The sequence below is a fragment of the Herbaspirillum sp. genome, from assembly GCF_017744395.1.
Taxonomy (GTDB): Bacteria; Pseudomonadota; Gammaproteobacteria; order Burkholderiales; family Burkholderiaceae_D; genus Herbaspirillum.
Map to the genome: position 1 here is coordinate 114212 of NZ_JAGIBI010000004.1, position 22569 is coordinate 136780.

The 22569-nt window shown below is 64.7% G+C and carries 20 protein-coding genes; 12 read left to right on the forward strand and 8 right to left on the reverse strand.

Annotation, left to right across the window (positions count from 1 at the left end; genetic code table 11):
* Window positions 1-56 precede the first annotated feature (56 nt).
* The 5 genes from J7548_RS13040 (at window position 57) to J7548_RS13060 (ending at window position 5779) form a co-directional block, all read left to right on the forward strand.
* Window positions 57-1025, forward strand: a complete 969-nt coding sequence (locus tag J7548_RS13040; RefSeq protein WP_290975039.1) for a C-terminal binding protein — start codon at window positions 57-59, stop codon at window positions 1023-1025.
* 234 nt (window positions 1026-1259) lie between these two features.
* On the forward strand, window positions 1260-2345 hold the full coding sequence (gene ugpC / locus J7548_RS13045; RefSeq protein WP_290975040.1) for a sn-glycerol-3-phosphate ABC transporter ATP-binding protein UgpC: 1086 nt from the start codon (window positions 1260-1262) through the stop codon (window positions 2343-2345).
* 128 nt (window positions 2346-2473) lie between these two features.
* Window positions 2474-3805, forward strand: coding sequence for an extracellular solute-binding protein (locus tag J7548_RS13050; RefSeq protein ID WP_290975041.1), 1332 nt, complete (start codon window positions 2474-2476; stop codon window positions 3803-3805).
* Between the two features lie 193 nt (window positions 3806-3998).
* Window positions 3999-4898 (forward strand): sugar ABC transporter permease, encoded by a 900-nt coding sequence (locus J7548_RS13055; protein ID WP_290975042.1) that lies wholly within the window; start codon window positions 3999-4001, stop codon window positions 4896-4898.
* On the forward strand, window positions 4898-5779 hold the full coding sequence (locus J7548_RS13060) for a carbohydrate ABC transporter permease (protein ID WP_290975043.1): 882 nt from the start codon (window positions 4898-4900) through the stop codon (window positions 5777-5779). Before J7548_RS13055 ends, J7548_RS13060 begins: the two co-directional genes overlap by 1 nt.
* 293 nt (window positions 5780-6072) lie before the next feature.
* Here the strand turns inward: J7548_RS13060 and J7548_RS13065 are convergent, their stop codons facing one another.
* The 6 genes from J7548_RS13065 to J7548_RS13090 all read right to left on the reverse strand — a co-directional run bounded on the left by J7548_RS13065 (window position 6073) and on the right by J7548_RS13090 (window position 12503).
* Entirely contained in the window at window positions 6073-7380 is a 1308-nt protein-coding gene (locus tag J7548_RS13065) for a cytochrome c (RefSeq protein WP_290975044.1), read from the reverse strand.
* Between the two features lie 11 nt (window positions 7381-7391).
* Window positions 7392-9173 (reverse strand): GMC family oxidoreductase, encoded by a 1782-nt coding sequence (locus J7548_RS13070; RefSeq protein ID WP_290975045.1) that lies wholly within the window; start codon window positions 9171-9173, stop codon window positions 7392-7394.
* A 2-nt stretch (window positions 9174-9175) separates the two neighbouring features.
* On the reverse strand, window positions 9176-9898 hold the full coding sequence (locus J7548_RS13075) for a gluconate 2-dehydrogenase subunit 3 family protein (protein WP_290975046.1): 723 nt from the start codon (window positions 9896-9898) through the stop codon (window positions 9176-9178).
* Between the two features lie 292 nt (window positions 9899-10190).
* Entirely contained in the window at window positions 10191-10958 is a 768-nt protein-coding gene (locus J7548_RS13080) for a dienelactone hydrolase family protein (RefSeq protein WP_290975047.1), read from the reverse strand.
* A gap of 372 nt (window positions 10959-11330) precedes the next feature.
* Window positions 11331-11477 (reverse strand): hypothetical protein, encoded by a 147-nt coding sequence (locus tag J7548_RS13085; protein ID WP_290975048.1) that lies wholly within the window; start codon window positions 11475-11477, stop codon window positions 11331-11333.
* A gap of 153 nt (window positions 11478-11630) precedes the next feature.
* Window positions 11631-12503 (reverse strand): LysR family transcriptional regulator, encoded by an 873-nt coding sequence (locus J7548_RS13090; protein WP_290975049.1) that lies wholly within the window; start codon window positions 12501-12503, stop codon window positions 11631-11633.
* A gap of 114 nt (window positions 12504-12617) precedes the next feature.
* Here J7548_RS13090 and bla point away from each other — a divergent pair, with 114 nt between their 5' ends.
* From bla to J7548_RS13115, 5 genes are all read left to right on the forward strand, one after another.
* On the forward strand, window positions 12618-13517 hold the full coding sequence (gene bla, locus J7548_RS13095; RefSeq protein ID WP_290975050.1) for a class A beta-lactamase: 900 nt from the start codon (window positions 12618-12620) through the stop codon (window positions 13515-13517).
* Between the two features lie 108 nt (window positions 13518-13625).
* Window positions 13626-14147, forward strand: a complete 522-nt coding sequence (locus J7548_RS13100; RefSeq protein ID WP_290975051.1) for an RNA polymerase sigma factor — start codon at window positions 13626-13628, stop codon at window positions 14145-14147.
* Window positions 14147-14998 carry a FecR domain-containing protein gene (locus tag J7548_RS13105; RefSeq protein ID WP_290975052.1) on the forward strand — a complete coding sequence of 284 codons (852 nt, stop codon included), beginning with the start codon at window positions 14147-14149 and terminating at the stop codon, window positions 14996-14998. The genes J7548_RS13100 and J7548_RS13105 overlap by 1 nt, the downstream gene beginning before the upstream one ends.
* Window positions 14999-15076: 78 nt before the next feature.
* Window positions 15077-17488, forward strand: coding sequence for a TonB-dependent siderophore receptor (locus J7548_RS13110; protein WP_366005427.1), 2412 nt, complete (start codon window positions 15077-15079; stop codon window positions 17486-17488).
* A 108-nt stretch (window positions 17489-17596) separates the two neighbouring features.
* Window positions 17597-18223: a LysE family translocator gene (locus J7548_RS13115; RefSeq protein WP_290975165.1), complete on the forward strand. Its 627-nt coding sequence runs from the start codon at window positions 17597-17599 to the stop codon at window positions 18221-18223.
* 6 nt (window positions 18224-18229) lie between these two features.
* On the opposite strand, the gene J7548_RS13120 is transcribed toward J7548_RS13115, so the two are convergent.
* Entirely contained in the window at window positions 18230-18982 is a 753-nt protein-coding gene (locus tag J7548_RS13120; RefSeq protein WP_290975053.1) for a fumarylacetoacetate hydrolase family protein, read from the reverse strand.
* A 184-nt stretch (window positions 18983-19166) separates the two neighbouring features.
* Here J7548_RS13120 and J7548_RS13125 point away from each other — a divergent pair, with 184 nt between their 5' ends.
* Both J7548_RS13125 and J7548_RS13130 read left to right on the forward strand, forming a co-directional pair.
* Complete coding sequence (locus J7548_RS13125) at window positions 19167-19634, forward strand: MerR family transcriptional regulator (RefSeq protein ID WP_290975054.1); 468 nt, start codon at window positions 19167-19169, stop codon at window positions 19632-19634.
* Window positions 19631-20668 carry an aldo/keto reductase gene (locus J7548_RS13130; RefSeq protein ID WP_290975055.1) on the forward strand — a complete coding sequence of 346 codons (1038 nt, stop codon included), beginning with the start codon at window positions 19631-19633 and terminating at the stop codon, window positions 20666-20668. Before J7548_RS13125 ends, J7548_RS13130 begins: the two co-directional genes overlap by 4 nt.
* A gap of 68 nt (window positions 20669-20736) precedes the next feature.
* On the opposite strand, the gene lpdA is transcribed toward J7548_RS13130, so the two are convergent.
* Window positions 20737-22509: a dihydrolipoyl dehydrogenase gene (gene lpdA, locus J7548_RS13135; protein WP_290975056.1), complete on the reverse strand. Its 1773-nt coding sequence runs from the start codon at window positions 22507-22509 to the stop codon at window positions 20737-20739.
* Window positions 22510-22569: the final 60 nt, after the last annotated feature.

The following is a 22569-nucleotide window of genomic DNA, read 5'->3' on the forward strand; positions in this document are numbered from 1 at the left end:
CTACAGAAGTAATTGCATCAAGGTGGGACCGAGACAGCCATCATGGAGACGAAGCAATGAAAGTACTGATCACCGACTACGATTTCCCCGACGTCGACCTGGAGCTGGCGCTGTACAAGGCTGCCGGCGTCGAGGTGGTAACCGCGCAATGCCGCACCGAGGAGGAAGTCATCGCCGCCTCCGAAGGATGCCAGGGCCTGCTGGTGCAATATGCGCCGGTCAACGCCAAGGTATTCGCGGCGCGCCCTGAAATCCGCATCGCCAGCCGCTACGGCGCCGGCTTCGACACCATCAATACCGAAGACGCCGCCAAGTACGGCGTGTGGGTCGGCAACTCGCCCGACTACGGCGTGGGCGAAGTCGCCACGCACGCGCTGGCCATGGCGCTGGATTTGATCCGCAACATCACCGTCTACGACCGTGCCGTGAAGGCCGGCGAGTGGCACTACACCACCGCCGGCATCATCCCGCGCGCATCCGAAATGACGCTGGGCATCGTCGGCCTGGGCCGCATCGGCAAGCGCATGGCGCACATCAGCCGCAACGTGTTCAAGCGCGTGATCGCCTACGACCCGCACATCATCGACGGCGACTTCCCCGCCTACGTCGAACGCGTGGGCCGCGAAGACCTGTTCAGGCAAGCCGACGTGGTCTCGCTGCATACGCCGCTCAACGACGAGACCCGCGGCATGATCGACGCCTCGGTGCTGAAGCTGCTCAAGCCGCACAGCTACCTGGTCAACACGGCGCGCGGCGGCCTGGTCAACATCGACGACCTGCTGGCGGCGCTCGATTCGAACCAGCTCAAGGGCGCGGCGCTGGACGTGCTGCCGGTGGAGCCGCCGCAGACCGCCGCGGCTATCGTCCAGCACAAGCGTGTGCTATTGTCGCCGCACGCGGCGTTCTACTCCGACGTCGCCGCGCGCGAACTGCGCCGCAAGGCAGCCCAGAACCTGATCGACTGGGACCGTACCGGACGGCCATCCTATGTGGTCGTCGAAGGCAAAAAAGACAACAAAAAGTAGCAAGGGACAACTCCCGCGCATCAGGCACGTCAGGCGCGGGAGATCGCCAAAAACGCCGGCGGCAAGGCACCGCCGCCGGCGCGAGTGTAAAGGGGACGCTTCAGATCCCCGCATGCCGCCACAGGCAAGATGGCATACCGGCCGGCATTTCCAAGAATAGAAGAAAGTCGCCCCGGGCATTCTCACCAGAACACCCGAGCGCCGAAAACCAGGATACACACGAGGAGCAATTGCATGGCATCAGTACAGATTCGCGCTGTCAAGAAACAGTTCGGCAGCACCCAGATCATCCGTGGCGTCGACATCGACATCGAAGACGGCCAGTTCGCCGTGCTGGTCGGCCCGTCCGGCTGCGGCAAGTCCACCCTGCTGCGCATGCTGGCGGGGCTGGAGGAAATCAGCGGCGGCGAGATCCTGATCGGCGGCACGGTCGTCAACAACGTGCAGCCCAAGGACCGCGACATCGCGATGGTGTTCCAGAACTATGCGCTCTACCCGCACATGACGGTGCGCGACAACATGGCGTTTTCGCTGGCGCTGGCCCGGAAGGAAAAGTCCTTCATCGAGGAGCGCGTCAAGAAAGCCGCCGACATCCTCGGCCTGAACCAGCTGCTGGACCGCTATCCGCGCCAGCTCTCCGGCGGCCAGCGCCAGCGCGTGGCGATGGGCCGCGCCATCGTGCGCGATCCGCAGGTGTTCCTGTTCGACGAACCGCTGTCCAACCTGGACGCCAAGCTGCGCGTGCAGATGCGCACCGAGATCAAGGAACTGCACCAGCGCCTCAAGACCACTTCGGTCTACGTCACCCACGACCAGATCGAGGCGATGACCATGGCCGACCAGATCGTCGTCATGCGCGACGGCCTGGTGGAGCAGCGCGGCCGTCCGCTGGAACTGTACGACCACCCTTCCAACCAGTTCGTGGCCGGCTTCATCGGCTCGCCGGCGATGAACTTCATCCCCGGCACGCTGCGCCTGTCGGCCGACCGCGCCGAGGTTGAATTCTCCGACGGCACCCGCCTGCCGGCGCCCTACGGCCGCCAGCTCCAGGGCAGCGAGGGCCAGCGCGTGGTCTATGGCGTACGTCCCGAGCACCTCTCCATCGGCGCGGCCGGCGACGGCATCGCCACCAAGGTCATCGTGGTCGAGCCGACCGGCGCCGACACCGAGGTCTACACCCGCTTCTGCGACACCAGCCTGACCTCGATCTTCCGTGAACGCCACAACTTCGGCGCCGGCGACACCATCCACCTGGTGCCGGACCATACCCGCACGCACCTGTTCGACGCCGAGTCCGGCAAGACGCTGGCGCGCGCCTGATTCATGCTTTTCGCGCCGGGCCATGCGCCCGGCATCGCAGTTACTAGGCAACAAGAAGAAGCACCTGCAGCAACAAGAGAAATCCGCACAAGCGGTCCATTCCACTTTCAACCGAAGGAGTAGGAGACATGAGCAAGCTGACAAGACGCGATTTCCTGGTAAGCAGCGCCGCCGCGGCAGCCGCATCGGGCATGGGCATGAATGCCTTTGCCGCGCCGGCGGGGGCAGCCGCGGCCGACAGCATCAAGTACCCGATCGAACAAGGCGCTTCCCTGCGCGTGCTGCGCTGGAAGCGTTTCGTCCAGGGCGATGAAGACCTGTGGAACGCCAACGTCAAGAAATTCACCGAACTGACCGGCGTGGCCGTGCGGGTCGACAACGAAGGCTGGGAAGACGTGCGCCCGAAGGCGGCCGTCGCCGCCAACGTGGGCAGCGGCCCGGACATCGTGCTGGGCTGGTTCGACGACCCGCAGCAATACCCGACCAAGCTGATCGACATGACCGACCTGGCCGATTCGCTGGGCAAGCGCTACGGCGGCTGGTACGACGTCTGCCGCAAGTACGGCACCAAGGACGGCAAGTGGATCGCCCTGCCGCTGGGCGTGATCGGCAACGCGCTGGTCTACCGCGAAAGCCATATCAAGGCTGCCGGTTTCGACACCATGCCCAAGGACACCGCCGGCTTCCTGAAGCTGTGCCAGGCGCTCAAGGCCAAGGGCACCCCGGCCGGTTTCGCGCTGGGCAAGGCGGTCGGCGACGCCAACAACTGGGCGCACTGGCTGCTGTGGTCGCACGGCGGCAAGCTGGTCGACAAGAGCGGCAAGGTCGCGATCAACTCGCCTGAAACCAAGGCGGCGCTGGAATACGCCAAGCAACTGTACGCGACCTTCGTGCCCGGCACGCTGTCGTGGCAGGATCCGTCCAACAACAAGGCCTACCTGGACGGCCAGATCAGCCTGACCGCCAACGGCATCTCGGTCTACTACGCGGCCAAGAACTCGCCCGATCCGAAGCTGCAGGAGATCGGCAAGGATACCCTGCACGCGCACTTCCCCATCGGTCCGGCGGGCAAACCCACCGAACTGATGCAGGTCACCCAGATGATGGTATTCAAGCACACCAAGTATCCCAACGCGGCCAAGGCTTTCACCCAGTTCATGCTCGAGCCGGACCAGTACAACCCGTGGATGAAGGCGGCCATCGGCTATGTCAGCCAGCCGCTCAAGGCCTACGAAAAGAACCCGATCTGGACCGAGGACCCGAAGGCCACCGTGTACCGCGATTCGGCATCGCTGATGCTGGACCACGGCCACGACGGCCCGCTGGGCCAGGCGTCGGCGGCTTGCATGGCCGACTATGTGGTGGTGGACATGGTGGCCGAAGCGGCCAGCGGTTCCAAGACCGTCCAGCAGGCCATCGACCGCGCGGCGGAACGCGCCAAGCGCTACTACAAGGCTTGATGCAATGACCCCGGCGCGGGCCGCATCGCGGTACGCGGCTCGCGCCGGAGATGATCTCGGACGGTTCCCTTAGAAAAACTAGGGCGAATGGGCAGGTTGTCAGGGCTTGCCGGCCTCATCCGGATCATCCGCGACACAAAGAAAAACAGTCCGCCGCGCGGCTTGCCGCGCGGCGACTCAACCGAGGCGAATTATGCTATCCCGTTTCCTGAATAACCGTAACGTACTGGGCACGCTGTTCATGGCCCCGGCCGTGATCCTGCTGGTGGTGTTCCTGACCTACCCGCTGGGACTGGGCGTGTGGCTGGGCTTCACCGATACCAAGATCGGCGGCGAAGGCAACTTCATCGGCCTGGACAACTACTCCTTCCTGCTCGGCGACTCGCTGGCGCAGCTGTCGCTGTTCAACACCGTGTTCTACACCGTCAGCGCCAGCATCCTGAAGTTCGCGCTGGGCCTGTGGCTGGCCATCCTGCTCAACAAGAACGTGCCGCTGAAGACCTTCTTCCGCGCCATCGTCCTGCTGCCCTGGATCGTGCCCACCGCCCTCTCGGCGCTGGCCTTCTGGTGGCTGTACGACGCGCAGTTCTCCGTTATCAGCTGGGCGCTGACCAAGATGGGCCTGATCGACCACTACATCGACTTCCTCGGCGACCCGTGGAACGCGCGCTGGTCGACCGTGTTCGCCAACGTCTGGCGCGGCATACCGTTCGTGGCGATTTCGCTGCTGGCCGGCCTGCAGACCATCTCGCCCTCGCTGTATGAAGCGGCGGCCATCGACGGCGCCACGCCGTGGCAGCAGTTCCGCCACGTCACGCTGCCGCTGTTGACCCCGATCATCGCGGTGGTGATGACCTTCTCGGTGCTGTTCACCTTCACCGACTTCCAGCTGATCTACGTGCTGACCCGCGGCGGCCCGCTGAACGCAACGCACCTGATGGCGACGCTGTCGTTCCAGCGCGCGATCCCCGGCGGCGCGCTGGGCGAAGGCGCTGCGCTGGCAACCTACATGATCCCGTTCCTGCTGGCAGCGATCATGTTCTCGTACTTCGGCCTGCAACGCCGCGGCTGGCAACAAGGAGGTGACAAATAATGGCCAAGAAAAAAGACGACCAGATGGAAACCCAGGGAATGGACTACCTGCAGTCCACCCCGCGCCGCTGGGTGACGATCTACATCCCGCTGCTGATCTTCCTGTTCGTGCTGCTGTTCCCGTTCTACTGGATGGTGATCACCGCGGTCAAACCGGATAACGAACTGCTGTCCCAGACCGGCAATCCGTTCTGGGTGATCGCGCCGACCCTGGCGCACTTCAAGAAGCTGCTGTTCGATACCCAGTACCCGGCCTGGCTGCTGAACACAGTGATCGTCTCGGTAGTGTCGACCTTCGCCTCGCTGGCGGCCAGCGTGTTCGCCGCCTATGCGATCGAACGCCTGCGCTTCCAGGGCTCCAAGCAGGTCGGCCTGGGCATCTTCCTGGCCTACCTGATCCCGCCCTCGATCCTGTTCATCCCGCTGGCGGCGATCGTGTTCAAGCTGGGCCTGTTCGATACGCGCTGGGCGCTGATCCTGACCTATCCGACCTTCCTGATCCCGTTCTGCACCTGGCTGCTGATGGGCTACTTCCGCTCGATCCCGTATGAGCTGGAAGAGTGCGCGCTGATCGACGGCGCCACGCGCTGGGAGATCCTGGTCAAGATCATCCTGCCGCTGGCGGTGCCGGGCCTGATCTCGGCCGGCATCTTCGCCTTCACGCTGTCGTGGAACGAGTTCATCTACGCGCTGACCTTCATCTCCTCCTCGGAAGTGAAGACGGTGCCGGTGGGTATCGTCACCGAGCTGGTGGAAGGCGACGTCTACCACTGGGGCGCGCTGATGGCGGGCGCATTGCTGGGCTCGCTGCCGGTGGCGGTGGTGTACTCGTTCTTCGTGGAGTACTACGTGTCGGGCATGACGGGGGCGGTGAAGGAGTAGCATCCGCTTCCCCTCTTCATCCGAAGAAAAACCCCACGTCCGCAAGGGCGTGGGGTTTTGTTTTTGTGGCCATTTTTTGCGGCGAAAGACACCGGATCCCGGCCTTCGCCGGGACGACGTTGTTATATGAGACGACGCTTAGTTATCGCTCCCGTCGTCCTGGCGAAAGTCAGGACCTGGCGTCGTTCAGCGCCTCTTATTCCTGCCCATGAAAAATGCGGCCTCCCCTTTCGGAAAGGCCGCATCCTCGTCGCACTCCCGCAGGCGGCATAGCGCCCGCGGGAAAACGCGCCTTACTGCTTGGCGACAGTACCGCTCGCCTCCGCCGCCTGCTTCGGCAGCTCCTTGCGCACCTTGGCGACATCGCCGGCCGTCACCGCCGGAGCGTTGTTGCCCCAGCTGCTGCGGATGAAAGTGACGATTTCGGCCACTTCCTGGTCCGACAGGCGGCTGCCGAAGGCCGGCATCGCGAACTGCGTAGGCGCCTTGTGGGTCCACGGCATCTCGCCGCCCGCCAGCACGATCTTGATCAGCGAAGCCGGGTTTTCGGCGTTCACCGTCGCGCTCTGCGCCAGGGTCGGGAAGGTTTCCGTCCAGCCCTTGCCGCTGCTGCGGTGGCAGGCCGCGCAGTTGTTCAGGAAGCCCATCGCGCCCGGGCTCTGGTCGGAGCCCTTGCGCAGCGCCTGGTGCGTCTTGTCGTCGTAGGCCAGCGCCGGCACCCCATCCTTGACCGGCTTGAGCGACTTGAGGTACTTGGCCATCGCCATCAAGTCGTCGTCGGTCATGTGCTGGGTGCTGTTGGCGACCACGTCGGCCATGCCGCCAAAGGCTGCGGAATGGCTGTTGCGGCCGGTCTTCAGGAACATGGCGATATCCTGCTCGCTCCAGTTGCCCAGGCCGTCGCGCGCGTCGCCGCGCAGGTTGTTGGCCAGGTAGCCTTCGACCACGCCGCCCGACAGGAACTGCGTGCTGTCGTCGGTCAGCGCCTTCTCCTGCATGCCGATGCCGCGCGGCGTGTGGCAGGCGCCGCAGTGCCCCAGCCCTTCGGTCAGGTACTTGCCGCGCGCGAGCGGGCTGTTGTCGTCGGCGCCGTCAACCGCAACGGCCGGCGCGAACACCTTGCGCCAGATCGACAGCGGCCAGCGCATCGACAACGGCCAGACGATGTCGACGCCGCGATTGGGCGTCGGATCGGCCTGCACGCCGTTCATGAAGTAGGCGTACAGCGCCTTGACGTCGGCCGGCTTGACCTTGGCGTAGGACGGATACGGCATGGCCGGGTACAGCGACGCGCCATCCTTGCGGATGCCATGGCGCAGGGCCTTGTCGAAATCATCCTCGCTGTAGTTGCCGATGCCGTGTTCCTTGTCGGGCGTGATGTTGGACGAGTACACGGTGCCGATCGGCGTAGGCATCGCCAGGCCGCCGGCGAAGGGCTTGCCGCCCTTGGCGGTGTGGCAGGCCACGCAGTCGCCCGCTTTCGCAAGATATTCGCCGCGCTGGAGCAACTGCTGATCCGGCGCGGTGTCCTTGGCGAATGCCGTTACCGCGGACAGCGCCATGATTGCCGCGCAAGCGGCGATGAAATGGTTCTTGATCATGGTCGTTATCCTTATGCCTGCACCAGCGGGCCGGGGTTTTTCAGATACTGCTCGCGGATCGCCTTGGCGGAGTGGTACGCCAGCGCCGTGACCAGGCCGGTCGGGTTGTAGCCCATGTTCTGCGGGAACGCCGAAGCGCCGTAGACGAACACGTTGGGCACGTCCCAGCTTTGCAGGTACTTGTTGACCACGCTGTTCTTGGGCGTGGTGCCCATGATCGCGCCGCCGGTCAGGTGCGTCGACTGGTACACGCGGGTATCCCAGTTGGAGCCGGTCTTGCGCACCGCCTTGACCACCTTCTCCGGATTCATCGCCTGGCCGACCTTTTCCATCTGGTCGGCGATGTAGGTCAGCATCTTGCCTTCGTTTTCCTTCCAGTTCAGCGTCAGGCGCAGCAGCGGCTGGCCGTTGGCGTCCTTGTAGGTCGGATCGAGCGACAGGTAGCAATCGCGGTAGGACATCACCGAACCGGAGATGCCGATGGTGAGCGTGCGCTGGTAGGCATCCTGCACGCTGGCCTTCCATTCCGAACCCCAGTTGGGCACCTTCTCGCCCGGCATGGTGCCGGCCTGCTTGATCGGGCGGCCGCCGTAGCGCACGTGGCGGATCGATGCGCCACCGATGAAGCCCAGCGGGCCGTGGTCGAACTGGTCGGCGTTGAGGTCGTCCATGCCGACGCCGCCGGCGCCGGTGCCGATGAACGGGTTGAACTGGGTGCCCTTGGGCATGATCACGTTGATGCCGCCGTTGTACTGGTAGGCGAAGTTCTTGCCCACCACGCCTTCGCCGGTGACCGGATCGTACGGCTGGCCGATGCCCGACAGCAGCAGCAGGCGCACGTTGTGGGTCTGGAACGCGGTCAGCAGCACCAGGTCGGCCGGTTGCTCGACTTCGCGGCCCTGGGCGTCGATATAGGTAACGCCGGTGGCGCGCTTGCCCGATGCATCCAGGTTGACCTTGATCACCTGCGCCTTGGTGCGCAGCTCGAAGTTCTTGCGCTTCAGCAGCACCGGCAGGATGGTGGTCTGCGGCGAAGCCTTGGAGTACATGTAGCAGCCGTAGTTTTCACAGAAGCCGCAGTAGTTGCAGGGGCCGATGCGCACGCCGTAGGGGTTGGTGAACGGCTCGGAGGCGTTGGCTGCGGGCGTCGGGTACGGGTGGTAGCCGACCTCGCGCATGGCCTTCTCGACCAGCGAGGCGCTGTACTGGTATTGCAGCGGCTTGGTCGGGAACTCGTCGCTGCGCTCGCCTTCCAGCGGATTGCCGCCTTCGACGATCTTGCCCTTGAGGTTGCCGGCCTTGCCCGACACCGCCATCACCTTTTCCGAGAAGTCGTAGAACGGCTCCAGTTCCTTGTAGGTGACGCCGTGATCCTGGATGGTCATGTCTTCCGGGATGAATTTCTTGCCGTACTTCTGCTCGTGGTGGCTGCGCATTTCCAGCTCTTCGGGCAGGTTGCGGTACATCATGCCGTTCCAGTGGAAGCCCGCGCCGCCCACGCCGTCGCCCAGCAGGAAGGAACCGTGCTGGCGGTAAGGCACCGCGACGTCGGCCACGCCGTAGCGGATGGTCACGGTTTCACGCGAGAGATCCTGGAACAGCGCGCCGCGCACCGAGTACTTCAGCTCGTCGACCGCCTTCGGATAGGGCGTGTCGGTATTGGTGTCGCGCATGTCGCCGCGTTCCAGCGCCAGCACGTTCAGGCCGGCTTCGGTCAGTTCCATCCCCATGATGGAACCGGTCCAGCCCAGGCCCACCATCACTACATCTACTTTGTCTTTTTTGATAGCCATGATCAGCCCTTTTCTCCCAGAATCGACACGGGGCCGTATGGATATTTCACGTTGTACTGGTCGACCCAGTCCAGGTAGTCGGCGCGCGCGCCGGGGAAGCCGACCATCTTCCAGCCCCCCATCTTCTGGTTGCCGCCGTACATCGGATCGGCGAAATAGCCTTCCTTGGTATTGCCCAGCATGAAGCCGAAGAAGGTCTTGGCCGGCACCGATTCGAACTGGATCTTGCCGCCTTCCATCTGTTTCAGGACCTCGAGCTGCTTGGCCTTGTCCAGTTCGGCAAACACCTTGCCCAGGTTCTTGGTACACCAGTCGTTGCAGGCGGCGATGCCCTGGCGGTAGATGTCGCGCGGCACCAGCGAGAGCTGGTAGCCCAGTTCGGGCACGCTGTCCGGATGGAACGGGCCCTGCATGTACCACAGCTTGCCGGCGCCGTAGGGCGTTTCCATCTGGCGGTCGATGAACTCGGGCACGCCGGTCTCGATCGCGCCGGCGCCGTACTGGTCGGAAGGGATCAGGTGGTCGACCGCGGCATTGATGAATGCCCATTCGGCCGCGTTGAAGAAGGTCGGGGTATAAGCGCGCGGCTTGCCCGGTTCGGAGTTGTCGGCGATGGCCGGCTGGCTGACTGCGACTGCGGTGGCGCCGCCCAGCGTGCTCGCTGCCGGGACGATGGCCAGTACCTGACGCAGAAAGCGCCGCCTGGGCTCTTTATCTTGTGACATGACTATCCTTTGGACTGTGGTTGAGTGGGAAGAGAGGTGCAGGGCACTCCGCCATGGGCAAACGCCGGGACGAACGGATCCCGGCGGCTGCCGATGGCAGTTGCCTCTTGTGGCGCCGCAGCGCCGGCCGGTAAGGACGGAACTGCGGCGTGGTTTTATTGGCGCTCGTGGCACCGCGCGAAAAACTGTGCGCTCGGCTTGCTGTATTCATCATGAACATCCATGAAAACAACTGGCTGGAAAAGCAAGGAAGCCGGCTAAGGTCCTGCGGCCGGCTTCGGCATCAATACTTTTAAGCGAACAGCTCGCCGAAGAAATTCTTCAGCGCCACCGAGGCACGCCCGGCGGTCTGGCGGTGATAAAAGAAACCCGGGGCGTTGGCCTCCGGATCGGTGAATGAATGTCCGGCCTGGCCGTAGTTGACCAGTTGCCAGTCGACGTTGGCGGCGCTCATCTCATCGATGAAGCCGTTGACCCGCTCGCGCGGAACCGACGGGTCCTGCACGCCGTGCAGCACCAGCACCGCGCCCCTGATCTTGCTGGTCTCGGGCGCCGGCGTATCCAGGGCGCCGTGCAGCGACACGGTGCCGCGCACATCGGCGCCGGAACGCGCCAGCTCCAATGCCGCGGTGCCGCCGAAGCAGAAGCCGCAGGCGCCGAACTTGTCCGCGGCGATGCGGATTTTCTGCTGGCCGCGGAAAACCTCCAGCGCGGCATTCATGCGCTTGCGCAGCTCGGCGCGGTCTTTCTTGAGCGGGGTGATGGCGGCTACCGCTTCATCGGGATTGGCCGGGCGCAGATGCGTGCCGAACACGTCCGCCACGAACACGGCATGCCCCGCGCCGACGGTGGCGGCGGCGATTTCCAGCGCCTGCTGGCGCATGCCGAAGTAGTTGGGGACGGCCAGTATGCCCGTCGTGGGAGGCGCGGCCTTGTTGAACAGGAGGACGCTTTCGTATTCGACGCCATCGGCCGAATGGGGGATCACTTCAATAGCGAGGTCGGCAGCGGCAATACCGAATTTCTCGGCGATCGCGGCTACATTCCAGGGCTGGGGCATGCGTAGCTCCTTGTATAGCAGTGGCCTGCGGCAGAACCGAGGCTCGGAGGAAACTTATTGATTTATTGGCGCGGCAACAAACAACAACGCAAAAGAGCCGAACTCCCTTGCGCATAGCTTGCTATGTTCGCACAAACAATGCAACTCTGCAGGATGTCATACCAGTTTCCCCGAGGAAAAGGCGATGGCATTCCATCCATTTCCCCGGCCAGCCCTGCCGGCGCTGGCGCTTGCCCGTATTCAAACTGCGAGCAGGCTATGCCTGCCCGTGCCGCATGAAGGTTCTGCGGATCGTGCAAAAGGAGTGATTGGGAAAATCGGCGAAGCGAACGCCTCGCGACGAAAAAAAAGAAGGCCCCGGATACGGCAGCGTTAGCGCCGGTTGTCCCGGTCCACCGGGTAAAGGATGGAATACAGGCTCAAGGATTGCGGCTGGCCGCGATGCGAACCGGTGGTGAGGTCGCCCGAGTCGTTCAGGTAGTCGACCAGCTTGCGATAAAGCTTCGCGAAGTATTTCATGGCATCCCCCTTCTCGATATCTGGATTGCTGCGCCCGCCGCTCCGCTTTTCCATCTAAATTATTTATAAAATTTATTCTATGCCCGCTCCGCGCCTCCGTCCATCAGGAAATTCCCTGATTCCATAAAACAGTCCCATTGTTGCAAGAACCCATCACTTCCCGTTTGCCGTGCCGGAATTGGCCAGCAGCCAGCGCCGGAAGGCCTGCATCGCCGGCGTTTCCTGTTTCGATTTCAGGCGCGTGAGCCAATAGGCGCCGGCGCCGATTGAGGTATCGAATGGGCAGACCAGGCGTCCCTGCTGCAATTCCCGCTCGAACATCAGCACCGGCAGCAAGGCCACGCCGGCCTGCTGCGCAGCCGCCTCGGCCATGGTCAGCGAAGAGTCGAAGATGAAACCGCGTATCGGCGGGCAGGCCGCGCCTGCGGCTGCAAACCACTCGCTCCATTCGTCGCTGCGGTAGGAGCGCAACAAGGTTTCCCCTGCCAGGTCGGCCGGACGGCGCAGGCGGGCGGCGATCCCAGGCGCGCACATCGGCGCCAGCGGCGCGCTGAACAAACGTTCGGCATCGGTCCCGTGCCACGCGCCATCGCCGAACCGGATCGCGTAATCCAGGCCTTCGCCGGCCAGGTCGACACGGTTGTTGTTGGTCAGCAGCCGCAGGTCGACGAAGGGATAGGTATGCTGGAATTCGCGCAGGCGCGGCATCAGCCAGCCGACCGCGAAGGTGCCGACCACGCCCAGCGTCAGCACTTCGCGCTTGCGGCCGTTCTCGAACTGCGCCAGCACGGTGCCGATACGGCCGAATGATTCCGCCAGCACCGGCAGCAGCGCCTGCCCTTCGTCGGTCAGCGCCAGGCCGCGCGGCAGGCGGCGAAACAGCGCGACGCCGAGGCGGTCTTCCAGGTTCTTGACCTGCATGCTGACTGCGGTCTGGGTGACGTTCAATTCATCGGCCGCGCGCGTGAAACTCAGCTGGCGGGCCGAGGCCTCGAAGGCGCGCAACGCATTCAGCGGTAGATACATGACTCCTCCTTGACCAAGTTTTTCTGATGCCAGATGCCAATTATCATGAATTGCGGCTGTTTTCACCACTCCCTATCATCATGGCTCGCTTCGCCACAACACCAAGGAGAATTCATGCTGAACAGACGTAGTTTCCTCACTTTGGCCAGCCTGGCGGCCAGCGGCTGGGCCGCCAAAGCCTTGGCAACGCAAGGAGAAAACGCAAGTAAAACTGATGGATCGAACACATTCGTCCAAAAGATGGCGAAGATGGAAAGCAGCGTCGGCGGCCGTCTCGGGGTCGCCATCATGGACACCGCCCAAGGCCGCCGCTGGGGATATCGGGCCGACGAATGCTTCCCGATGTGCAGCACCTTCAAGTTCCTGGCCGCGGCGGCGGTCCTGAAGCGCGTCGACCAGGGCGCCGAACGCCTGGAACGTCGCATCGTCTACCGCAAGCAAGACCTGGTGCCCTATTCGCCCACCACCGGCAAGCACGCCGGCGGCAACGGCCTGTCGATGTCGCAGCTCTGCGAAGCGGCCATGACGCTCTCCGACAATACCGCCGCCAACCTGATGCTGGAAAGCCTTGGCGGCCCGGCCGGCCTGACCTCCTTCATCCGCTCGCTGGGCGACGGCCTGACCCGGCTGGACCGCAACGAACCCACATTGAACGAATCCACTCCCGGCGATCCGCGCGACACGACGACACCGGATGCCATGGTGGACGACCTGCGCAAGATCGTGCTGGGCAACGCCCTCAATCCGGCCTCGCGCACGCTGATTACGCAATGGCTGCTGGACAACCAGACCGGTGGAAAGCGCGTCCGGGCCGGATTGCCCCAAGGCTGGAAAGTGGGCGACAAGACCGGCACCGGCGCGCACGGCAGCACCAACACCGTGGGCGTGATCTGGACGCCCAAAGGCGCGCCGCTGTTGTTCGCGGTCTACCTCACCGAAACCGATGCCGACGAAGCCAGGCGCAGCGGCGTGCATGCGGCGGTGGGCAAGCTGATCGCGCAGGAAATCGCCTGATCCCTTCTTCCTCTATCCGATCCGGTCGCATGCGTTCACGGCCGGATTTTTATTGTTAATGATTATCATTTATAATTCATGATTTGATCGATTCCATTCAAACCCATCTTGCCGCGCGATTCGTCTTCGCCCTCGCTGATCTCGGCCCTGGTGCATCACTACGATGAACTGGTCGACCACCTGCGCCGCCGTTTCGGCGACCGCGGGTTCGCGCACGATGTGATGCAGGATGTGTGCGTGCAATTGCTGGAGCAGCCGCCCAAGGCCGCGATCCATACCCCTTTCGCCTTTTTGCGCCGCGTTTCCACCCACCTGGCGATCGACCGCTACCGGGTCGAGGCTGGCCGGCGCGCCTGGGTAGAACCGATGGCCGAGTTGCCGGAACACGATGCCGGCAGCGCCACCCAGGAAGACCTGGTGGCGGCGCACCAAGACCTTGACGCGCTGGTCGATGTTATCGAGAATCTGCCTCCGCGCTGCCGCGAGGTGTTCGTCATGCACAAGATCCACCAGATCCCGCAGGCCGAAGTCGCACAGCGCCTCAACATTTCGCGGCAGATGGTGGAGAAGCATCTGAAGGCCGGCATGGCCGCCTGCCGCGGCAAATTGCAGTCGCCGGAAAGAACCTGATGGGCATCGAGCACGACGACATCGCCTCCTCCGAGGCCGAAAACGCCATCGCGCGGCATCGCACCGCGCTGCAAGAGCGCTTCCCGCTGCCCGCTCTTGCGGCACGCCCCAGCCGGCGCAAGAAAAAGACCGCAACGCTCGCCGCCATCGCGCTGGCGGCCGTCTCGGCCGCCGTACTGTGGGCCGACCCGGCCTACCGCACCGACCGCCTGGCCAGCGCCGGCGGCGAACGCGCGACCGCCGTGCTGGCCGATGGCAGCACCCTCACCCTGAACACCGGTACCGAATTGCAGGTCGCCTGGCACCTGCGCTCGCGCCGCGTCACGCTGGAACGCGGCCAGGCGCTGTTCGACGTCAGCCATGCGCGCTGGCGCCCGTTCAGCGTGGCCGCGGGCGACACCCGGGTAACGGTGGTGGGCACCATGTTCGAGGTCTGGCGCCTGCCGCAATCGGTGCGCGTCACCGTACTGCGCGGCAAAGTGCGGGTGGAGAACGACGCCTCGGCCGGGCAGCCTGCTTATCTGACGGCGAACCAACAGGTCGAGTCCGCCGGCGCCGGCTTGTCGCCGGTGGCGCAGGTCGATGCCGGCGCGCGCACCGCCTGGAAGGACGGCAAGCTGGTATTCGACCGCACGCCGCTGGCCGATGCGCTGGCCGAACTGCGGCGCTACACCCGCGCGCGCATCGCCGCCCCCGATCCGCAAGCGGCCTCGCTGCTGGTCTCGGGCGTATTCGACACGGCGCGTGCCGATGCCATCCTGGATTTGCTGCCGGGTATCCTGCCGGTCACGCTCACGCGCAACGAGCAAGGTGAAGTACTGGTGCGCAAGCGGATCGAAAAAGACAAATAAAAATAATTCTTATTCTTGGTTGGGTAAACTTCCCGTCCATTCGGCTGACTTCTTGAAACCAATTTCAAGGAGGATTCCGTGTCACGCCTTACCCGCCGTTCCGGCTCATCATCGCCCCGCCTGCTCAAGCTCAACGCCGTGGCCGCCGCCATGCTGCTGGCCGCCGCTTCCTACGCGCAAAGCGCCAGGGTCAACGTCGACATCCCGGCCGAGCCGCTGGACCAGGCCCTGAACACCCTGGCGCGCCAGACCGGCATCCAGATCCTGTTCGCCAGCGAAACCGCGCGCCGGCATGCTGCGCCGGCGCTCAAGGGCAGCTACACTGCGCGCGAGGCACTGGAACGGCTGCTTTCCGGCAGCGGCCTGGCAGTGCGCGAACAAGCCGACAAGACCTATACCGTACAACCCGAGGACGCCGTACGCGGCGACGCTGCCCTGCCTACCGTGACCGTCAGCGGCCAAGCGCCGGAAAGCGCCTGGGGCCCGGTCAACGGCTACGTCGCCACGCGCACCGCCAGCGCCACCAAGACCGATACCCCGCTGCTGGAAACGCCGCAGTCGATCAGCGTCATCTCGCGCGAGCGCTACGAAGCCCAGGGCGCGCAAAGCATCAACGAGGCGCTGCGCTACAGCGCCGGCGTCTCCAGCTACGGCACCGGCACGCGCTCGGACTGGTACACCGTGGTGCGCGGCTTCGAGCCCAACATCTATCTCGACGGCCTGGCGCTGCCGACCACCATCAACCTCGCCAGCTGGCGCGTCGATCCCTACCTGCTGGAACGCATCGAAGTGCTGCGCGGCCCCGCTTCCGTGCTGTACGGGCAGGGCCAGCCGGGCGGCACCGTCAACATGGTGTCCAAGCTGCCCACCGCCACGCCGCTGCGCGAGATCGAAGTCCAGTTCGGCAGCCACGCGCGACGCCAACTGGCCGGCGACTTCTCCGGCGCCATCGACGAGGACGGCAAGCTGCTGTACCGCTTCACCGGCCTGGTGCGCGACAGCAAGCTGCCGTTCGGCCCGTTCAAGGACCAGCGCCTGCTGCTGGCGCCGTCGCTGACCATCAAGCCGTCCAGCGACACCTCGCTCACACTGCAGGCGACCTACCTGCGCGACCGCACCAATTCCTCGGACAATTTCCTGCCGGCGTCCGGCACCATCCTGCCCAATCCCAACGGCCGCATCTCCAGCACGCTGTTCACCGGCTCGCCCGACTTCGACCGCTACGAGAAGGAACAATGGTCGCTCGGCTACCTGTTCGAGCATCGCTTCGACGACACCTGGACGGTGCGCCAGAACCTGCGCTACAGCCATCTGACGCTGCAGGACTACATGACCTTCGGCGTCGGCCTGGATGCCGCCGACGCGAGCCAAAGCACGATGCTGCGCTATGCCGGCATCGCCAGGCCGGACTACGGTCGCTTCACGCTGGACAACCAGGTGCAGGCCAAATTCAAGACCGGCGACGTGGCGCATACCGCGCTGGCCGGCGTCGACTACCAGCGCCAGCGCAAGAACAACTGGGAGCTCTACGCGCTGACTTCCAGCTTCAACCTCTACCATCCGACCTACACCGCCTTCGACTGGTCGATCTTCAACGGCGGCACGCCCGAGAACACGCTGTCCATCCTTGAACAAACCGGCCTGTACGCGCAGGACCAGGCCAAGTTCGGCGAGCGCTGGGTGCTGACCGCCGGCCTGCGCCGCGACTGGGCCAAGAGCAGCACCGACGACCTCGTGGCCAATACCGGCACCTCGCAAAAGGACAGCGCCACCACCGGCCGCATCGGCCTGGTCTACCTGGCTGGCAACGGCCTGGCGCCGTTCGTGAGCTATTCGACCTCATTCATGCCCGAGCTCGGCACCGACCGCTTCAACAACCCGTTCAAACCGACCAAGGGCAAGCAGGTGGAAGCCGGCGTTAAATATCAGCCCAGCGGCAAGACCTCGGTCACCGCGTCGGTATTCGAAATCAAACAACAAAACGTCACCACGCTCGACCTCAGCGATCCGGCCGGCACGCACAGCGTGCAGACCAGCGAGGTGCGTTCGCGCGGCTTCGAACTGGAAGCGGTGGCCGACATCGGCCGCAGCCTGAAGGCGGTGGCCAGCTATACCTACCTGGACGTCAAGAACACCAGCACCAACGACGCCACCGCGCTGGACAAGACCCCGGTCGACATCCCGCGCCCGCGCCACCTGGCCTCGCTGTGGCTGGACTACACGCTGCGCGGCGGACAATTCTCCGGGCTGGGCTTCGGCGGCGGCGTGCGCTACGTCGGCAACTCGCCGGGCGCGGCGGACAACTCGCTGAACGTGCCGGGCTACACGGTGTTCGACGCCGCACTGCACTACGACCTGAGCAAATGGCGCCTGTCGCTGACCGCCAGCAACCTGCTCAACAAGGAATATATTTCCGGCTGCTACGACACCACCCGCTGCATCTACGGCAACGGCCGCGCGGTGCTGGCGACGGCGCGCTACAACTGGTAGGCATGGCGCGCATGCGACGGCCGCAGACGGCCATGCCATAATGCGCGGCAAGGATGAAGGCCGCCGGCCTTGCCGCTTTGCCAAGGAGCACCGATGTCCGTCCACAGCATCAGCCTCACCACGCTGGCCCTGTTTTCTTTAGTCGCGCTGGCCACCATCGCCACGCCCGGCCCGACCGTCTTGCTGGCCTTGTCCAACGGCGCGCGCCTGGGCGTGCGGCGCGCCTTGCCGGGCATGCTCGGCGCGGTGGCATCGGATTGCGTGCTGGTGGGATCGGTGGCGGTCGGCCTGGGCGCGCTGCTGGCGGCCTCGGAATTCTGGTTCTCGGTGGTGAAGTGGATAGGCGCGGCCTACCTCGCCTGGATCGGCCTGCGCATGCTGCGCTCCGGCGGAATGGATCTTGCCGTGGAGGCCGGCGATCCGCAGGCCGGCCCGCGCAAGGTGTTCATGAAATCGTTCCTGGTGGCGGTGACCAACCCCAAGGGCTACCTGTTCTGCTCGGCCCTGCTGCCGCAATTCATCGACAGCGGCGCGCCCCTGGCCTTGCAGTACCTGGCCTTGTGCGCGATATTCTGCACCATCGATTTCGCCATCATGTTCGTCTATGCCGTGGTCGGCGCGCGCGCCATCCGCCTGCTGCGCCGGCGCGCCCTGCTGTGGATGGACCGCACTTGCGGCGCGATCCTGCTGGCGCTGGCCGGGTCGCTGGCGCTCTACCGCCGCAGCGGCAGCTGAAAAACCTCAATCCCCGAAGCTGAAGGCCACTGCGCCTATCCCTTCCAGCACTGCTTCCACCTTCATGCCGGGGCGCGCATATTGCACGCCGGTGCATGAGCCGGTGGTGACGATCTGCCCCTTCTTCCACGGCATGCCGCGCCGCGCGCAATGGCGCGCCAGCCAGGCCAGCATGGGCCACAGGTCACCGGCGGGATTGCCGCCGGTCATGCGCGCAACTTCCTTTCCATCCAGCGCCAGACTGGCGCCAATGGTGCGCAAGTCGGGGGCGATCGCCGGCATCGGCAGCGGCGTGCCAAGCACCAGCGCGCCGTGGCTTTGCAAATCGGCCATCGCGGCCCAAGGGTTGCCGCAAGGCGGCTGGCCCAGCCGGGTTTCCACCACTTCGATGGCCGGCAGCACGGCGTCGAACACCTCAAGCAATTCTTCGCGCGACGGCAAGGCGTCCCCCGGGTCGTAGTCGCGCCCGACGCGCAACGCCAGTTCCGCTTCCAGTCCGCGTATCCGCCACTGCGGGCCGGACAATTCGGCGCCCGCCGCCAGCAGGCCGGAAGCCGGCAACGGCGAACAGGCCGGTTCCGAGCCGTCGCCTTTGCTGCCGACCTTCCAGCCGCCCACCGGCCCCAGGCGCGCAAGCTGGGCATCCTGCACCGCATAGGCGGTGGCGGCGTCCCCCACCGCCAGCCGGCGCCAGTCCAGCAAGGCCCCGCTGGCGCGGGCATCGAGCAAAAGTTGGGTTGCGGCGTGGTTATTCATCATGCTTCCTCCGGACGGCTGGGTTGTGGCGGCAGCGCGCATTGTACGTGGATACGTGGACATGCCGCGTACGGCAGCATGGCAGGGTGGCAATAAAATGCGGCCGCCAGCAAGCCGGCGCCAAGTTGCCGATAATGGCAAAACGACGCTTGACTTAGAGCGCGCTCCAACAAATAGACTGCCTCCCATGACAACTTCCATGACCATTGCCCAGGCTGCCGCCGCTACCGGACTTTCCGTGCATACGCTGCGCTATTACGAGCGCATCGGCCTGCTCGACCCGGTCGAACGGCGCGACAACACGCACCGGCGCTATACGCAGGAAGACCTGGACTGGATCGGCTTCCTGCTCAAGCTCAAGAGCACCGGTCTGCCGGTGCGCGGGATGCTGCGTTATGCCGAGTTGCGGCGCCAGGGCAATACATTGGAAAGTGTCGCGGAGCGGAAAGCGATCCTGCAAGCCCATACGCTTTCCGTACAACACACGCTGGCCGAACTGCAAAGCAACCTGGCCGTGCTGCACTGGAAGATCGACCTGTACGGCGAAATCGAAAAAGAAGCCGCCGCCCAGGCCGGCCGTCGTACAGCCGATCGCAACGATGCAGCCCCCGCCGCGCAGCCTGCCAGCGCCCATCAAGAAAGGACGGCAACATGACAGCGCAAGTGACTTCCCTCCCCCTCCCATCCGGATCGACCGTCGGCACCCGCCGCCTGGGTCCCGACGGCCCGCTGGTGTCCGCCATCGGCCTGGGCTGCATGGGCATGAGCGATTTCTACACATCCAATCGCGACGACGCCCAGTCCCTGTCCACCATCGACCGCGCGCTGGAGCTGGGCGTGAACCTGCTCGACACGGCCGACATGTACGGCCCATACACCAATGAAGAACTGGTCGGCCGCGCCATCAAGGGCCGCCGCGACAAGTTCTTCATCGCCACCAAGTTCGGCTTCGTGCGCGATCCCAACGATGCCTCGGTGCGCGGCCTCAACGGCAGCCCGGCCTACATCCGGCAGGCGATCGAAGGCAGCCTCAAGCGCCTGGGCGTGGAGACCATCGACCTCTACTACCAGCACCGCATCGATCCCAACACCCCGATCGAGGACAGCATGGGTGTGCTGTCCGATCTGGTGAAGGCCGGCAAGATCCGCTACATCGGCTTGTCCGAAGCCTCGTCGGCCACCATCGAACGCGCGCACCGGGTGCATCCGGTCACCGCCTTGCAGAGCGAATACTCGCTGTGGACACGCGATCCGGAACAGGATGCGCTGGCCACCTGCCGCAGGCTGGGCATCGGTTTCGTCGCTTACAGTCCCTTGGGACGCGGCTTCCTGACCGGGGCCATCACCAAGTTCGAGGACCTGGCCGAAGACGACTTCCGCCGTACCAACCCGCGTTTCCAGGGCGAGAATTTCGCCAGGAACATGGCGCTGGTGGACAAGGTGAAGCAACTGGCGCAAGAGCACGGCTGCACGCCCGGCCAATTCGCGCTGGCCTGGGTGATGGCGCAGGACCCGCACATCGTGCCGATCCCCGGCACCAAGCGCATCCGCTATCTGGAAGAGAATGCCGGCGCTATCGGCGTGACGCTGAGCCAGCAGGACTTGCAGCAGCTGGATGCCTTGTTCCCGCCGGGAGCGGCCGCGGGCGCGCGGTATACCGAGGCCGTCATGAAGATGCTCAACGGCTGACGAGGCAAACGGCAAAATGAAAAACGCCCGGCATGGCCGGGCGTTTTTTCTGCTGCAGCAAAGCGCTGTTACTTCTTGCGCTGCGGCGGCAAGTCGGTGCAATGCCCTTCCGCCACTTCCGCCGCCATGCCGAGCGATTCGCCCAGCGTCGGGTGCGGGTGGATGGTCTTGCCGATGTCGACCGCGTCGGCGCCCATCTCGATGGCCAGCGCCACTTCGCCGATCATGTCGCCGGCGTGCGTGCCGACGATGCCGCCGCCGATCACGCGATGCGTCTCGGCATCGAACAGCAGCTTGGTGAAGCCCTCGGCGCGGCCGTTGGCCACGGCTCGACCGGAAGCGGCCCACGGGAAGTGGCCCTTTTCGATCTTGATGCCCTTGGCCTTGGCTTCGTCTTCGGTGATGCCGACCCATGCCACTTCCGGATCGGTGTAGGCCACCGACGGGATCACGCTGGCGTCGAAGAAGCTCTTCTCGCCGGCGATCACCTCAGCGGCGACGTGGCCTTCATGCACCGCCTTGTGCGCCAGCATCGGCTGGCCCACCAGGTCGCCGATGGCGAAGATGTGCGGCACGTTGGTGCGCATCTGCTTGTCGACCGGGATGAAGCCGCGGTCGCCGACGATCACGCCGGCCTTGTCGGCCGAGATCTTCTTGCCGTTGGGGCTGCGGCCCACGGCCACCAGCACCAGGTCGTACAGTTGCGGCTCGGGCGCCTTGGCGCCGGCTTCGGCGGCCTCGAAGGTGACCTTGATGCCTTCCTTCAACGCTTCCACCGCCACGGTCTTGGTCTTGACCATGATGTTGTCGAAGCGCTTCTCGTTGAACTTCTGCCAGACCTTGACCATGTCGCGGTCGGCGCCTTGCATCAGGCCGTCCATCATCTCGACCACGTCGATACGCGCGCCCAGCGTGGAGTACACGGTCGCCATTTCCAGGCCGATGATGCCGCCGCCGATGACCAGCATGCGCTTGGGCACCTGGCGCAGTTCCAGCGCGCCGGTGGAGTCGACGATGCGCGGGTCCTGCGGCACGAACGGCAGGTTCACCACGGAAGAACCGGCGGCGATGATGGCGTGCTTGAACTGCACCACCTGCTTGCTGCCGTCGCCGGCGGTGACTTCGATATGGTTGGGGCCGGCGAACTGGCCTTCACCGCGCACCACGTTAACCTTGCGCGCCTTGGCCATGCCGGCCAGGCCGCCGGTCATGTTGCCGATGACCTTTTCCTTGTAGCCACGCAGCTTGTCGATGTCGATTTCCGGCTTGGCGAACGTCACGCCGTGCGAGGCCATCGCCGCGGTTTCGTCGATCACGGCGGCCACGTGCAGCAGCGCCTTGGACGGGATGCAACCGACGTTCAGGCAGACGCCGCCCAGGGTGGCGTCGCGCTCGACGATCACGGTGTTCAGGCCCAGGTCGGCCGCGCGGAACGCCGCCGAGTAGCCGCCGGGACCGCCGCCCAGCACCATTACGTCGCACTGGACGTCGGCGCTGCCGCCGAAGCTGGCGGCCGCCGGTGCGGTCGCGGGAGCGGCCGGGGCTGCTGCCGGAGCAGCGGCAGGCGCCGGAGCGGCTGCGGGTGCGGGCGCCGCGGCAGCGCCGGAAGCTTCCACCATCAGCAACACCGAACCTTCGGCGACCTTGTCGCCGACCTTGACCTTGACTTCCTTGACCACACCCGCCGTCGACGACGGGATTTCCATGCTGGCCTTGTCGGACTCGACGGTGACCAGCGACTGCTCGACCTTGATCGTGTCGCCGACCTTGACCATCACTTCGATGACTTCGACTTCCTTGAAGTCCCCGATATCGGGGACCTTGACTTCAGAGAGACTCATTGTCTTGGCTCCGTTATGTTCTGTTTCGCTGCGCGCCGCCGCTGGGGCGGCGCATCGACT

Bases quoted from the DNA above. Each gene is read 5' to 3' on its own strand.
- J7548_RS13040 (WP_290975039.1), top strand. From the start codon at position 57: ATGAAAGTACTGATCACCGACTACGATTTCCCCGACGTCGACCTGGAG.
- ugpC (WP_290975040.1), top strand. From the start codon at position 1,260: ATGGCATCAGTACAGATTCGCGCTGTCAAGAAACAGTTCGGCAGCACC.
- J7548_RS13050 (WP_290975041.1), top strand. From the start codon at position 2,474: ATGAGCAAGCTGACAAGACGCGATTTCCTGGTAAGCAGCGCCGCCGCG.
- J7548_RS13055 (WP_290975042.1), top strand. From the start codon at position 3,999: ATGCTATCCCGTTTCCTGAATAACCGTAACGTACTGGGCACGCTGTTC.
- J7548_RS13060 (WP_290975043.1), top strand. From the start codon at position 4,898: ATGGCCAAGAAAAAAGACGACCAGATGGAAACCCAGGGAATGGACTAC.
- J7548_RS13065 (WP_290975044.1), bottom strand. From the start codon at position 7,380: ATGATCAAGAACCATTTCATCGCCGCTTGCGCGGCAATCATGGCGCTG.
- J7548_RS13070 (WP_290975045.1), bottom strand. From the start codon at position 9,173: ATGGCTATCAAAAAAGACAAAGTAGATGTAGTGATGGTGGGCCTGGGC.
- J7548_RS13075 (WP_290975046.1), bottom strand. From the start codon at position 9,898: ATGTCACAAGATAAAGAGCCCAGGCGGCGCTTTCTGCGTCAGGTACTG.
- J7548_RS13080 (WP_290975047.1), bottom strand. From the start codon at position 10,958: ATGCCCCAGCCCTGGAATGTAGCCGCGATCGCCGAGAAATTCGGTATT.
- J7548_RS13085 (WP_290975048.1), bottom strand. From the start codon at position 11,477: ATGAAATACTTCGCGAAGCTTTATCGCAAGCTGGTCGACTACCTGAAC.
- J7548_RS13090 (WP_290975049.1), bottom strand. From the start codon at position 12,503: ATGTATCTACCGCTGAATGCGTTGCGCGCCTTCGAGGCCTCGGCCCGC.
- bla (WP_290975050.1), top strand. From the start codon at position 12,618: ATGCTGAACAGACGTAGTTTCCTCACTTTGGCCAGCCTGGCGGCCAGC.
- J7548_RS13105 (WP_290975052.1), top strand. From the start codon at position 14,147: ATGGGCATCGAGCACGACGACATCGCCTCCTCCGAGGCCGAAAACGCC.
- J7548_RS13120 (WP_290975053.1), bottom strand. From the start codon at position 18,982: ATGATGAATAACCACGCCGCAACCCAACTTTTGCTCGATGCCCGCGCC.
- J7548_RS13125 (WP_290975054.1), top strand. From the start codon at position 19,167: ATGACAACTTCCATGACCATTGCCCAGGCTGCCGCCGCTACCGGACTT.
- J7548_RS13130 (WP_290975055.1), top strand. From the start codon at position 19,631: ATGACAGCGCAAGTGACTTCCCTCCCCCTCCCATCCGGATCGACCGTC.
- lpdA (WP_290975056.1), bottom strand. From the start codon at position 22,509: ATGAGTCTCTCTGAAGTCAAGGTCCCCGATATCGGGGACTTCAAGGAA.